The organism is Mesorhizobium sp. M1423 (assembly GCF_040317575.1).
Taxonomy (GTDB): Bacteria; Pseudomonadota; Alphaproteobacteria; order Rhizobiales; family Rhizobiaceae; genus Mesorhizobium.
Genome location: NZ_JAMYKU010000001.1, coordinates 205670 through 219290, shown reverse-complemented (window position 1 = coordinate 219290; position 13621 = coordinate 205670). Strand labels below are relative to the sequence as shown.

Here is a 13621-nt window from a genome sequence, read left to right as displayed (position 1 = left end):
GCGATCGTCATGGAAGATAGTGCTGGTCAACGCAGGAGAGTGCGCGCGGTTCCTTGCGAACGTCGAAAACGAGGTCTCGCGGCTTCCCATACGGACGCGGCAACGTTACGGTGGATCGATATGCTCCCTTCGAAATAATCCTTCCAAGATGACCCCGGGAAAACCGATGTTTGCAGGCAGAAAATTCGCGGCCTTCCTGTTCGATATGGACGGCACGATTCTCAATTCGATTGCCGCGGCGGAAAGGGTCTGGGCAGCCTGGGCGCACCGGCAAGGTCTTGACGTCGCTGCATTCCTGCCGACCATCCACGGCGTGCGGGCGATCGAGACCATCGGCCGGCTGGCGCTCCCAGGGATCGATCCTGCCCGCGAAGCCGATGCGCTTTTGCAGGCCGAAGCAGCCGACGTCGAAGGCATCCACCCGATTACCGGCGCCGCGGCATTCCTGGCGTCGCTGCCGCCCGGGAGCTGGGCGATCGCCACTTCGGCGCCCCGTGAACTCGCTCTGCTGCGCCTGCAGGCCGCCGGCATTCCGGCTCCCGCCGTGATCGTTGCGGCAGAGGATGTCTCCCGCGGCAAGCCGGCGCCCGACTGCTTCCGGCTGGCGGCCGAACGGCTCGGCGTCGACGTGCGCGATTGCCTCGTCTTCGAAGACGCACCGGCAGGCATAGCAGCAGCCGAGGCCGCGGGCGCCGCGGTCGTCGTGATCAGCGCCACGCACCGGCATCCGTTGGAGACGCCGCATGCCGCCATCGCCGGCTATGACGCGATCGGCGTCGCCGTCGATGCCAGCGGCTGGATTGCCATCGAAGCGGAGCGGGCCGCCCAGCCTGCTTAGCTGGTACCCTGCTTAGCCAGCACCCTGCCTGGGCTAAAAATCGCTGGTCAGGCCCTTGACCTCCCAGTCGCCGTAGCGGCCGGGTTCCTTGCCGCCGCGCCCACCGATCTCCCTCGGCAGCGTGGCTTCCTTCTCGCGATATTGCTCCCGCCGGGCCTCGGCCTCGGCCAAGGCGCGCCGGGCTGCCGGCGTCAGTGGCTTGTGCGGCGAGCCGTTAGCATGCGTTTGGCTGGTTTTGTCGATCATGCGATCTTCCGCTAGATTGAAACAGGCCCCGATTGAAACGGGAACCGCTGTTTCCCATCATATAGCGATGGGCCCACAAGGATCGACCCCTTTGTTGGGCCAGAACGGAGCAGACGATGAACACCCTTCGCACCGCCATGCTTTTGGCCGCAATGACGGCCCTGTTCATGGGTGTCGGCTATCTGGTCGGCGGATCCGGCGGCATGATGATCGCCTTGCTGATCGCCGCCGGCACCAATTTGTTCAGCTATTGGAACGCCGACAAGATGGTGCTGTCGATGCACCGTGCGATCGAGGTCAACGAAAGCAACGCGCCCGAATATTACGCCATCGTGAAGGGTCTCGCGCAACGCGCCGGCCTGCCGATGCCGAGAACCTATCTCATCGACAATCCTCAGCCCAATGCCTTCGCCACCGGCCGCAATCCGCAAAATGCCGCTGTCGCCGCCAGCACCGGCCTGCTCGAGCAGCTCTCACATGAAGAAGTCGCGGCGGTGATGGCGCATGAGCTTGCCCATGTGCAGCACCGCGACACGCTGACCATGACGATCGTCGCGACCTTTGCCGGCGCAATTTCGATGCTCGGCAATTTCGCTTTCTTCTTCGGCGGCAACCGCGACAACAACAATTCCTTCGGCATCGTCGGCGTGCTGGTGGCGATGATCGTCGCGCCCCTGGCCGCCATGATCGTGCAGATGGCGGTGAGCCGCACCCGCGAATACGAGGCCGACCGGCGCGGGGCCGAAATCTGTGGACACCCGCTGTGGCTCGCCTCGGCACTTGACAAGATCGCGCGGGGCGCCGAACGCATCCGCAACCCGGATGCCGAGCGCAATCCGGCAACCGCCCATCTCTTCATCATCAATCCTCTTTCCGGCGAGCGCATGGACAGTTTGTTTTCCACTCACCCGAGCACAGAAAACCGCATCGCCGCATTGCAGAGGATGGCGAGCGAGATGGCCGGCGCACCCGAAGCGGCCGCGACGCCAAAGCCGGCGCCGGAAGGGACCGGGCAGCAGCCGTCGGGTCCGTGGGACAGGGCCGCCCGGCCCGAGAGGCCGCCTGAGCCGGCCAAGCCGAGACCCAATCCCTGGGGACGCAATCCGACCGGACCCAAAGGTCCGTGGTCGTGAGCGCAGCACAACGCCGGCACGCAATTCCAGGTGATCGCGAGCACAATTCGGGCAGCGAGGCCGTAGCCGGTCTCGCCGCGCGCAAGGCAGCCGCGCGCCTGCTTGCCGCCGTCATCGACGCGAGGACGCCGCTCGACGGGCTGACCGACCATGAAAACGGCCATCCGCAATACAAGGCGCTCGACCTGCGCGACCGCGCCCTGGTACGCGCCATTCTGGTCACCGCCCTGCGCTACCGCATGACCATATCGGGCCTTTTGGCCCGCCGCCTGGAAAAGCCGCTGCCGCCCAACGCCACTGCGCTTTCGCACATCTTGCATGTAGCGGCGGCACAGATCCTGTTCCTCGATGTTCCCGACAGCGCCGCCGTCGACCTCGCCGTCACCCACGCCAAGTCCGATCCGCGCACGGCGCGCTTTTCCGGCCTCGTCAACGGCGTGCTGCGTACGCTGGCGCGGTCCAAGCAGGACGAGCTCGCGGCAGCACTTGCCGCCACCGACGAGGCGCCGAAATGGTTTTCCGACCGTTTGAAAACGGTCTACGGCCCCGACAAGGCCAGGCAGATACTGCTCGCCCATCGCCATGAGGCGCCGGTCGATTTCTCGGTCAAGTCGGACCCGGCGCTGTGGGCCGAACGGCTCGGCGGCTTCGTCTTGCCGACCGGCACGGTGCGGGTCGAAAAGCTCAGCCCTTCCGTGACCGAACTGCCCGGCTTTGGGGAAGGCGCCTGGTGGGTTCAGGATGCAGCGGCCAGCCTGCCGGCCCGGCTGTTCGGCGACATCAATGGTTTGCGAATCGCCGATCTCTGTGCCGCCCCCGGCGGCAAGACCGCCCAGCTGATCCTCGCCGGCGCTCACGTCACCGCGCTCGACATGTCCAGAACGCGGCTGGCGCGGCTCACGCAGAACCTCGAACGGCTCGGCCTTTCCGCGGAGATCGTCCAGGCAGATCTGCTCAAATACGAGCCGAAGGACCTCTTCGACGCCGTCCTGCTCGACGCACCTTGCTCTTCGACCGGCACGGTGCGGCGGCATCCCGACGTTCCCTGGACGAAGACGGCGGCCGATGTCGAAAAACTGGCCGACCTGCAACGCCGGCTGCTTGCCCGCGCCATCACCTTGGTCAAGCCTGGCGGTCGCATCATCTTTTCCAACTGTTCGCTCGATCCGCTGGAAGGCGAAGAGCTCTATCGCGACTTTCTCGCCGGCAATGCGGAGATCATCGACGACCCGCTTCGGCCAGGCGAGATTGCCGGCATCGACCCATTCCTGACGCCGCAAGGCACGTTGCGCACCACGCCTGCCGATCTGGAGCTTGGCTCACCGGCGCGTTCCGGGCTGGACGGTTTCTTTGCCGCCCGCATGCGCAGAGCCGGCTAAGGGCCGATCTTGAAGCGCCATCCGACTTCTTGGGGCGAGGAGGCATGGAAAACAGGCTGAACGGCCCCACTGCCGCGGAATTCGCCTTCGCACAAGTTCTTGAATCATATAAACTTGTGCTTGGGTGAGGACGATCAGGAGGGGTTTTGGCAATCGCTGCCGGTAACACGACGCGTCTGTGGACGCTTGTCGCGAGGGAGTTCTGGCGCAAGACGCGCCGGCGCTTGCGCGCCGGGCCACTCTATCGCTGGCGCTACTCCGGCCGCACGCCGGAGCGCGTCCTGATTGCCCCGCCGGACCTGCGCCTCGCCGATCCTCAGATCGCGCTCGAGATCTATTACGGCCGCTATCCGCTTTCGGGGCATCTGGTCGAGACCGGTGGCAAATCGCCCTTCCAGATCGACGTGCCCAATCCCGGCTGGCAAAAAACGCTGCATGGCTTTCGCTGGCTGCGCCACATGCGTGCCGCCAGCACGGAGCTCGCCGCCGCCAACGCGCGGGCGTTGGTTTCCGACTGGATTGCAATCCATGGCAGCCATATTTCCGGCGTCGCCTGGGAGCCCGGCACGACGGCCAAGCGTGTCATTGCCTGGCTGCAGCATTCCTCGATCGTGTTGCAGGGCGCCGAGTTTCCGTTCTACCGTGCGTTCCTGAAATCGCTTGCCGTCCAGATCCGCTATCTGCGCGCCATGGTGCGCGAGATGCCGGACGGCAAGGACAGGCTGCGCGCCCGCATTGCGCTGGCCTTTGCCGCTTTGTCGCTGCCGGCGCCGGCCTCGGCGCTGCGCGGTGCCACCCGCAATCTCGCCGAGGAGCTCGACCGCCAGATCCTGCCTGACGGCGGCCATATCTCGCGCAATCCGATGGCAGTGCTTGAAATACTCGCAGACCTTCTGCCATTGCGCCAGACATACGCCAATCAGGCCGAGACACCGCCGGCCGCCCTGATCGGCGCCATCGACCGGATGCTGCCGGCACTGCGCTTCTTTCGCCATCAGGATGGCAGCCTTGCCCGCTTCAACGGCATGGGCGCCACCATCCACGACCGCATCGCCAGCATCCTGCATCACGACGACACCGCCGGCGCACCACTGCTGCACGCGCCGCATTCGGGTTATGAGCGCCTGTCGATGGGTGGTGTCACGGTGATCGCCGATACCGGCCCGCCGCCGCCCGTCGACGTGTCCAATGCTGCTCACGCCGGATGCCTCGCCTTCGAATTGTCGTCGGGCCGCCAGCATTATATCGTCAATGCCGGCATAGACACCTATGGTGCCGCCGCGTTCCGGCCGCTTGCCCGCGCCACCGCCGCCCACTCCACCGCTACCATCAACGACACGTCGTCGGCGCGCTTCAACCACTCCTTGCGCGTCAACGACCTGCTCGGCACGCCTTTGATAGGCGGGCCGCAGCATGTGCCTTGCAAGCGCACGGACCAGAAGGGCAGCCAGGGCTTCATCGCCCGCCATGACGGCTATGTGGCGCGCTTCGGCTTCCTGCATGAGCGCGAGCTGAAATTGTCGACCGAGGGCAATGTGCTTGCCGGCAGGGACCGCTTCCTGCGGCCGGGCGGCGCTTCTATCCGCAACAATGGCCGTGATTTCGTTACAGTGCGTTTCCATGTCCATCCCGACATAAACATGCTCCAGGATGAGCATGACCGCCTGGTGCTGACCGCCGACCACGCCGATACCTGGGTGTTTACCTCCACCGAAGTGGCACCCGAGGTCGAGGAATCGATCTATTTCGCCGGGCTCGGCGGTCCACGCCGCAGCCGCCAGATCGTGCTTGCGTTCAAGGCCTCGGAGATTCCCGAGGTCCATTGGCAATTAACGCGGACAATTATCGCCGGCCGTCAGGACAAAGCTGATGCCGGTGGCAACGGCAGACACTGATCAAGCCTTGCGGCTTGATTTCCGGGCCTCATATGCTACGGCCCGCGGACGCTCTCCAACCACACGTGGAAAGGCCGCCAGCCCATGGCCGTCGCCGCCAAGAATATTCCCGCGCCCGACCTTGTACCCATCCGTCGCGCGCTGCTCTCCGTCTTCGACAAGACCGGCCTGATCGATTTCGCCAGGGCGCTGGCTTCGGCCGGCGTCGAGCTGGTCTCGACCGGCGGCACGGCAAAGGCCCTCGCCGATGCGGGCATGGCGGTGCGCGACGTATCCGAGCTCACCGGCTTTCCCGAGATCATGGACGGGCGCGTCAAGACGCTGCACCCGTCGGTGCATGGTGCACTGCTCGGCGTGCGCGACGATCCAGAGCACGCCACGGCGATGCGCGACCACGGCATCGAGCCGATCGATCTCGTCGTCTCCAATCTCTATCCATTCGAGGAGGTGCGCCGCTCCGGCGCCGACTACGCCGCGATCGTCGAAAACATCGACATCGGCGGCCCGGCGATGATCCGTGCCTCGGCCAAGAACCACGCATATGTCGGCATCGTCACCGACCCTGACGACTATGCCTCGGTGCTCAACGCGCTGGAGATGAATTTCGGCTCGTTGTCGCTGGATTTCCGCAAGAAGCTCGCAGCCAAGGCCTTTGCCCGCACCGCCAGCTACGATGCGGCGATCTCGGGATGGTTCGCCGAGGCGCTTGAGATCGAGCATCCGACATGGCGCGCCTTCGGCGGCAGGCTGCAGTCGGTGATGCGCTACGGCGAAAACCCGCATCAGGGCGCCGGCTTCTATGTCAACGGCGACAGGCGGCCGGGCGTCGCCACGGCACGCCAGCTTCAGGGCAAGCAGCTTTCCTACAACAACATCAACGATACCGACGCCGCCTTCGAGCTGGTCGGCGAGTTCGATCCGACCCGCTCCGCAGCGGTAGCCATCATCAAGCACGCCAACCCGTGCGGCGTTGCCGAAGGCGCTTCGCTGCAAGCGGCCTATGCCAAGGCGCTGGCCTGCGACCCGGTCTCGGCCTACGGCGGCATCGTCGCCATGAACCGCATCCTCGATGCCGCAACCGCCGAAGAGATCGTCAAGACCTTTACCGAAGTGATCATCGCACCGGAGGCGTCCGATGATGCAATCCGCATCATTGGCGCCAAGAAGAATTTACGCCTGCTGGTCACCGGCGGCCTGCCCGACCCGCGCGCCGCGGGCTTTGGCTTAAAATCGGTCGCTGGCGGCTTGCTCATCCAGGGCCGCGACAATGCGGTGGTGGATGACCTCGAGCTGAAAGTGGTGACCCGGCGCGCGCCGACATCGGCCGAATTGGCCGATCTGAAATTCGCCTTTCGCGTGGCAAAGCACGTCAAGTCGAACGCCATCGTCTATGCCAGGGACGGCGCCACCGTCGGCATCGGCGCCGGCCAGATGAGCCGGGTCGATTCCTCGCGCATCGCCGCGCGCAAGGCGCTCGACGCGGCCGAGGCGGCCGGTCTGACGGAGCCTTTGACCAAGGGCTCGGTCGTCGCCTCGGATGCCTTTTTCCCGTTCGCGGATGGGCTTTTGTCGGCAATCGAAGCCGGCGCCACCGCCGTCATCCAGCCGGGCGGCTCGATGCGCGACGACGACGTCATCGCCGCCGCCGACGCTCACGGCATTGCCATGGTCTTCACCGGAGTGAGGCACTTCCGGCATTAGGACGCCTTACCCTCCCGCTGTGGGAGAGGGGAAGAGCAGCTCACTCTGCCGGCCGATCCGCCGGATAGGGCGTGCCGATCAGGATCGCCATGCCGGCGCCGAGGAACAGCACGATCGCCGCCATGCCGAGCCGCGCCGAGCCGCTGGCCAGGGTGATCGTGGCCACCATGAAGGGCGCTGCAAAACTTGTTGCCCGACCGGCCAGCGCATAGATGCCGAAATAGCGGCCGGATTCGGCTGCGGAGACGCTGCGCGCCATGTAGGAGCGTGACGATGCCTGCACCGGCCCGAAGGCAAGCCCGATCAGCAGGCCGTAGAAAATGTAGGCTTTTTCGGCCGCCGTGCCGAACAACCCGCCGCCATCCAGTCCGGGCATCACCCAGGCGCCGAACAGCGTATAGCCTGGGCCGGTCGAGACGATGCCGAGCGTGGCAATGCTCAGCATGACCAGCGAAATCATCACTATGGTCTTGGAACCCAGTGCTGTGTCGAGGCGTGCGGCAACCAGGCAGCCGACGATGGCGACGACGTTGAGGATGATGCCGAACAGGCCGATCTCGGTGATCGACCAATGGAACATCGCCGCCGCAAACGTTCCGCCCAGCGCCAGCAGCGCGTTGACGCCGTCTTGATAGATCATGCGGGCGACGAGAAAGCGAAAAATGCCGCTGCGCTTGCGAACTTCGGCCAGCGTCGACTTCAGTTCCGACAGGCCCTCGCGCACCGCCGGCCCGATTGGAATGCCTTTGATCGCATCCGGCGTGAAAAAGAACATCGGCAGGATGAACAGGAAATACCAGGCCGCCGACAACGGTCCGGTGGCGCGCGCGTCCTCGCCTAGCCTGGGGTCGAGGCCGAAGATCGGGTCGAGCCCAACGACGGTCTTGCCGGTTTCAGGCGAGCCGGCCATGACGGTAACGACGAAGATCAGCGCGATCATGCCGCCGAGATAGCCGAGCCCCCAGGCCATGTTCGAGATCCGACCGATGTCGCTCTTCGGCACCAGGCGCGGCATCATCGAATCATTGAACACGGTCGAGAATTCCGCCGCGACCGACGCCAGCGAGAACAACGCCACGACCAGAAAAAGGTTGGAGCCGGGCGCGGCGAACCACAGCAGGGTGAGGCTGGTGATCTTGACCGCGGCGAAGAAGGCTATCCACGGTTTGCGTGGTCCGGTCTGATCGGCGATCGAGCCGAGGATCGGCGACAAAACGGCGATGACGAGGCCGGCGGCGGCGATGCCGTAGCCCCAGGCCGCTTGCCCGGTCTCGGGATTGCTGGCCATGCGCGAGACGAAATAAGGACCGAAGATGAAGGTGGTGACGACCGTGAAGAACGGCTGGGCCGCCCAGTCGAACAGCATCCATCCCCAGATGCCGCGTCCCGACGCACGCTGCACTGTCATCTCAGCCATGTCCCCTCCGCTGGAGCTTGCTCCATGCCGATCGAATCGGCATGATGCGCCGTCTTCTTGTTGAGCACGATCTTGTCCAAAAGCCGATCGTTACGTTCGCGATCATGCTCCGGCGCCCCCCCAAAGCAGCGCGCCGTTCGCTCTATAGCGCAGTTCTTCCCGGCAATCCCGCGCGATGTGGAAGACTTCTCACAGCGCCGTCAGATCACTCATCAGGCCGGACGCCACGGACAGCCGGGACACGGTGATGTCGCCGCCCTCGGTCAGCGCCTGCAACCGCTCGCGGATGCGCCCGACCCGTTCGCCGCCGGCCTCCAACCATGCCGTCACCGGATCCGCCGCCTCGGCATGGCCGGTGAGTGCCGCCACGGCGATGCCGCGCCTGGCCGCCCCAATCGTGTCGGTGGCGCGGGAAAGCGCCAGCTGATCGTAATAATCCGAGGGCGTGATCGAGCGCGCCGCGTCCTCGACGCGCGGGATACGGAAGACATCGCTGACTGCAAAAAACGCCTTCGCGGCAGCGACGATGCCGGCATTCGCGGTCCGCGCCGTCATTGCGATGTCGGGGATGAGTTCCGCCACGTCGGTCAGCGCCAGCTGTTCGGCAAGGCTCTCCGGCGCGCCGCCTTTTGACAGGCTGTGCCGCCGCTCCTCGATCCGCTCGCGCGAGAAGGCTGGCAGCAGCGACACGAGCTTCGGCTCCAGCGCCTTGCGCGCATCCTGCAACTCGGTGATCCGCTGTCCGAGCGGCGCGGTGCCGGCAGCATTCTTCAGGTACCAGCCGCTCGTCATAAAGATCAGCCGGCTGACCGCCTGATAGAGGTCGAGCTGGATCTGCCCGTCGATCTGGTTGTCGAGCGCGTCGATCTGGCGATAGAGCGCCGGCAGCGCAAAGCCATCCCGCACCACCGCGAAGGTGCGCACGACATCGGCGGCACTGCGCCCGGTCGCTTCCTGCAGCCTGTTGACGAAGGACGGACCGCCGCGATTGACCAGATCGTTGGCGACGACACGGGCGATGATCTCGCGGCGCAGGCGATGGCCGTGGATTTCCGCCGCATATTTCTTTGCCATGCGGTCGGGAAAGTAACCCATCAGGTCGCGGTCGAAATGCGGATCGTCGGGCACGTCGCTGGCGACAATATCGGAAAACAGCACGATCTTGGCATAGGCGAGCAGCACGCCGAGCTCGGCCCGGGTCAGCGGCTCGCCGCGCGTCTCGCGCTCGGCAAGGGCCGCCGGCGACGGCAGCGTCTCGACGGCACGGTCGAGCAGTCCGCGCGCCTCCAGCGCCGCCATGAAACGGCTCTGATGGGCGATGTCGGCAAGGCCGCGCTTGCGGGCAAGGGACAGCGCCAGCGTCTGCTGGTAGTTGTTGGACAGCACCAGGGCGCTGACCTCGTCGGTCATTTCGGCCAGCAATTTGTTGCGCGCCGGCCGCGTCAGCGATCCCTTGCGCATGGCGGAAGCCAGCGCGATCTTGATGTTGACCTCGACGTCGGAGCAGTTCACGCCGCCCGAATTGTCGATCGCATCTGAGTTGCAGCGGCCGCCATTCAATCCGAATTCGATGCGCGCCCGCTGCGTGACGCCGAGATTGGCGCCCTCACCGATGACCTTGGCACGCAGGTCGAGCGCGGTGATGCGGATCGCGTCATTGGCGCGGTCGCCGACGTCCTGGTTGGTCTCGCTCGATGCCCTGACATAGGTGCCGATGCCGCCGAACCACAAAAGGTCTGCCGGCGCCTTGAGGATGGCACTCATGATCTCGACCGGCGTGGCCGTTGTCTTGCCGAGGCCGATCGCTGTGGCCGCGGCCGCCGGCAAGGTGATCGACTTCTGGCTGCGCGAGACGATGATGCCACCTTCGGACAGCTTCGACTTGTCGTAATCCTGCCAGCTCGAACGGGCGAGAGCGAACATACGCCGGCGCTCGGCCATCGAAGCCGCCATGTCGGGAGCGGGATCGATGAAGATGTCGCGATGGTCGAAGGCGGCGATCAGCCGGGTCTGCTCCGACAGCAGCGTGCCGTTGCCGAACACGTCGCCCGACATGTCGCCGACGCCGACGACGGTGAACGGCGTGGTTTGGATGTCGCGGTTCATCTCGCGGAAATGCCGCTTGACCGCTTCCCAGGCGCCCTTGGCGGTGATGCCCATCTTCTTGTGGTCGTATCCGGCCGAACCGCCGCTGGCGAAAGCGTCATCGAGCCAGAAGCTGTGCATTTCGCTGATGGCGTTGGCGGTGTCCGAGAAGGTAGCCGTGCCCTTGTCGGCGGCGACGACGAAATACGGATCATCCTGGTCGCGCCGCACCACGCCGGCCGGCGGGATGACGCCGTCCAGCCCGATATTGTCGGTGATCGACAACAGGCTGGAGACGTAGTTCTTGTAGGCGGCCGTGCCGGCCTCGAAAATGGCATCGCGCCCGGCGCTCATCGGCAGCTTCTTCGGGTAGAAACCGCCCTTGGCGCCAACCGGCACGATCACCGCATTCTTGACCTGCTGTGCCTTGACCAGGCCGAGCACCTCGGTGCGATAGTCCTGGGCACGGTCCGACCAGCGCAGGCCGCCGCGCGCGACCGGGCCGAAGCGCAGATGCACGCCCTCGACCTCGGAGCCATAGACGAAGATCTCGCGCCATGGCCGCGGCGCCGGCAGCCCGTCGACCGATTGCGAATCGAGCTTGATCGCCAGTGATTGGCCCTTCTCTTTCGTATCGGCAACGAAATGATTGGTGCGCAGCGAGGCTTCGATCAGGTTCAGATAACGTCGGATGATGGTGTCGTCGTCGATGTTGGGAACGTCTTCCAGCGCATCCGTGATCTTGGCCTTCAGATGTTTGGCCTGAACGACGCCTTCCGTCTCAGCCGTCGGGCCGAGGCGGGCGACGAACAGCGCATGCAGTCCGCGGGCGATCTCGGGATAGCGGTTGAGTGCGGCGGCGATGAAATCCTGGCTCTGCGGGATACCGGCCTGCTGCAGATAGCGGCCATAGGCGCGCAGGACGGTGATCTCGCCCGACCACAGGCCTGCGGTCTGGGCGAGGCCGTTATAGCCGTCATTGTCGACATTGCCGCGCCAGACGGACAGGAACGCATCCTCGAACAGCGCGCCGCCATTGCCGAGGTCGATCGGCCTGCCGTAGCTGTTCTCAAGTTCCATATCGTGGATGAAGACCATGCCGGATTGATTGTCGCCGACCTCGAAAGTACGCTCGCTGATGACGCGGAAACCGATGTTTTCCAACACGGGCACGCGCCGCGACAGCGCCACCGGGCTGCCATGGTGATAGATTTTCAGCGCCGCCTGATGCGGCTTCTGGTCGGCGTGACGGTAATAGTCGATGGCGATCGGATTTGACGCATCGAGCCTGGCGATGCGCCCGGCGTCGGCCAGCGCCACGGCCGGCGGGAAACTGTCGCGATAACTTTCCGAAAAGCGCGAGGCGATGGCCGTTAGCTTCGCGTCGGCGCCGGTCTCGGTCGCGGTCTCGCGCAGTGCATCGTCCCAGGTCCGTACGATGTCGCGAATTGCCGCCTCGATCGTCGCCTGCTCGACCTTCGGCGTCTTGCCGCCGGAGCGGCCGATGATGAAATGGACGCGCGCCAGCCCGCCTTCCGGGAAGGCCGGATAATAGGCCGACAGCCGGCCTTCGAAGACGGTCTTCAGATAGGTGCCGATCTTCTCGCGCACGACGCTGTCGTAACGGTCGCGCGGCACGAAGACGAGTACAGAGACGAAGCGGTCGAACTGGTCGACACGCACCAATGCCCTGACGCGCGGCCGCTCGATCAAGCCCAGGATGGCTTCGGCATGCTTGCGCAGGATCGGCACCGGAACCTGGAACAGCTCGTCGCGCGGATAGCTCTCCAGCACGTTGATCAATGCCTTGCCGGAGTGGTCGCCTGGATTGAAGCCGGATTTGGCAATGACGGTTTCGGCCTTCGAGCGCAGATAGGGGATTTTCATGACCGAGCGCGTATAGGCAGTCGAGGTGAACAGTCCGACGATGCGCAGCTCGCCCGAAAGCACGCCTTTGCCGGTGTAGGTCTTGATGCCGATGTAGTCGAGGTAGATACGGCGGTGGACCGATGACTTGGCGTTGGCCTTGGTGACGATCAGCGGTTCCGGCCCATGCAGGAAGGCGCGGATTTCCGGCGTCGTGCTCACCGCTTCGGTGCCACGCCTGAGCACCAGCACGTCGGGATCGGAAAGGATGCCGAGGCCGGGCTTTTCGGCGCGCTCGAGCATGCCGCTCTTCTCGCCGCCGGTGTATTTGAATTCACGCATGCCGAGAAAGGTGAAATTGTCGTCGCGCAGCCATTCGAGGAAGGCGATCGCCTCGGTGACATGGGCCTTGTCGAGCGGCACCGGCGAGTAGCGGAATTCCGAGATCGCCTGGTCGAGGCGGGCAAGCATCGGCTTCCAGTCGATGACGGCGGCGCGCACCTGACCGAGCAGCTTCGTCAGGCGTGCGGAAAGGCCTTCGGCCTGCTCGGCCGAAAGGCGGCCGATATGGACATGGATGACGCTCAGCCGGTCATGGCTGTGCTCGCCCTTGGCATAACCGCCATCGCCAAGGATTTCCTCGACGCCGTTCTTGCCGTGCCTGACTACGATGACCGGGTGGGTAACCAGCAGCGGCTCGCCGGCGCTCTCTGTAATCTCACCGAGGACGGAATCGAACAGGAACGGCATGTTGTCGTTGACGACGGTGATCACCGTCATCGGCCGGCCCTGGCGGACGACACCGGAATCGACGTCTATGGCAACGACGCAGTCGTCCTTCTTGTGCCGGGCGACAGCGCGGCCGGCGAGTTCGGCAGCGCGTTCGAGATCGATGACGTCGTAGGCGGCGACATCTTCGGCCGGAGCTCGGGCCAGCAAGTAGTCGGCAAGCCTGCCGGGCTTTTCGCTGTCCTTGGCCGGACTCATCTTTTTCAACTGGCTTGCGGATTTCAGGCCGGCCATGAGCTAATTCCCTCCCGTCATGTTTTTACAACTATCGT

Annotated in this window: 8 protein-coding genes; 5 read left to right on the top strand and 3 right to left on the bottom strand. The window is 64.9% G+C overall.

Annotation, left to right across the window (positions count from 1 at the left end):
- Positions 1-166 precede the first annotated feature (166 nt).
- Positions 167-838 (top strand): HAD-IA family hydrolase, encoded by a 672-nt coding sequence (locus NKG95_RS01130; RefSeq protein ID WP_023719726.1) that lies wholly within the window; start codon positions 167-169, stop codon positions 836-838.
- Positions 839-871: 33 nt separating this feature from the next.
- Here NKG95_RS01130 and NKG95_RS01125 read toward each other — a convergent pair whose 3' ends face one another.
- Positions 872-1084 carry a DUF1674 domain-containing protein gene (locus NKG95_RS01125; RefSeq protein WP_023719727.1) on the bottom strand — a complete coding sequence of 71 codons (213 nt, stop codon included), beginning with the start codon at positions 1082-1084 and terminating at the stop codon, positions 872-874.
- 116 nt (positions 1085-1200) lie between these two features.
- On the opposite strand from NKG95_RS01125, the gene htpX reads away from it, so the two are divergent.
- From htpX to purH, 4 genes are all read left to right on the top strand, one after another.
- Entirely contained in the window at positions 1201-2217 is a 1017-nt protein-coding gene (gene htpX / locus NKG95_RS01120; RefSeq protein ID WP_352814986.1) for a zinc metalloprotease HtpX, read from the top strand.
- Positions 2208-3596, top strand: coding sequence for an RsmB/NOP family class I SAM-dependent RNA methyltransferase (locus NKG95_RS01115; protein WP_353039717.1), 1389 nt, complete (start codon positions 2208-2210; stop codon positions 3594-3596). The genes htpX and NKG95_RS01115 overlap by 10 nt, the downstream gene beginning before the upstream one ends.
- Before the next feature lie 146 nt (positions 3597-3742).
- Positions 3743-5491, top strand: coding sequence for a heparinase II/III family protein (locus tag NKG95_RS01110; protein WP_353039715.1), 1749 nt, complete (start codon positions 3743-3745; stop codon positions 5489-5491).
- Between the two features lie 84 nt (positions 5492-5575).
- Entirely contained in the window at positions 5576-7192 is a 1617-nt protein-coding gene (gene purH, locus NKG95_RS01105; protein WP_353039713.1) for a bifunctional phosphoribosylaminoimidazolecarboxamide formyltransferase/IMP cyclohydrolase, read from the top strand.
- Positions 7193-7232: 40 nt separating this feature from the next.
- On the opposite strand, the gene NKG95_RS01100 is transcribed toward purH, so the two are convergent.
- The gene (locus tag NKG95_RS01100) at positions 7233-8609 is read right to left on the bottom strand and encodes an MFS transporter (protein ID WP_353039711.1); all 1377 of its coding nucleotides are present in this window, start codon (positions 8607-8609) and stop codon (positions 7233-7235) included.
- 189 nt (positions 8610-8798) lie between these two features.
- The gene (locus tag NKG95_RS01095) at positions 8799-13583 is read right to left on the bottom strand and encodes an NAD-glutamate dehydrogenase (RefSeq protein ID WP_353039709.1); all 4785 of its coding nucleotides are present in this window, start codon (positions 13581-13583) and stop codon (positions 8799-8801) included.
- Between the last annotated feature and the right edge of the window lie 38 nt (positions 13584-13621).

Excerpts from the sequence above, each read along its gene's own strand:
- NKG95_RS01130 (WP_023719726.1), top strand. The coding sequence starts at position 167 with ATGTTTGCAGGCAGAAAATTCGCGGCCTTCCTGTTCGATATGGACGGC.
- purH (WP_353039713.1), top strand. The coding sequence starts at position 5,576 with ATGGCCGTCGCCGCCAAGAATATTCCCGCGCCCGACCTTGTACCCATC.
- htpX (WP_352814986.1), top strand. The coding sequence starts at position 1,201 with ATGAACACCCTTCGCACCGCCATGCTTTTGGCCGCAATGACGGCCCTG.
- NKG95_RS01100 (WP_353039711.1), bottom strand. The coding sequence starts at position 8,609 with ATGGCTGAGATGACAGTGCAGCGTGCGTCGGGACGCGGCATCTGGGGA.
- NKG95_RS01125 (WP_023719727.1), bottom strand. The coding sequence starts at position 1,084 with ATGATCGACAAAACCAGCCAAACGCATGCTAACGGCTCGCCGCACAAG.
- NKG95_RS01095 (WP_353039709.1), bottom strand. The coding sequence starts at position 13,583 with ATGGCCGGCCTGAAATCCGCAAGCCAGTTGAAAAAGATGAGTCCGGCC.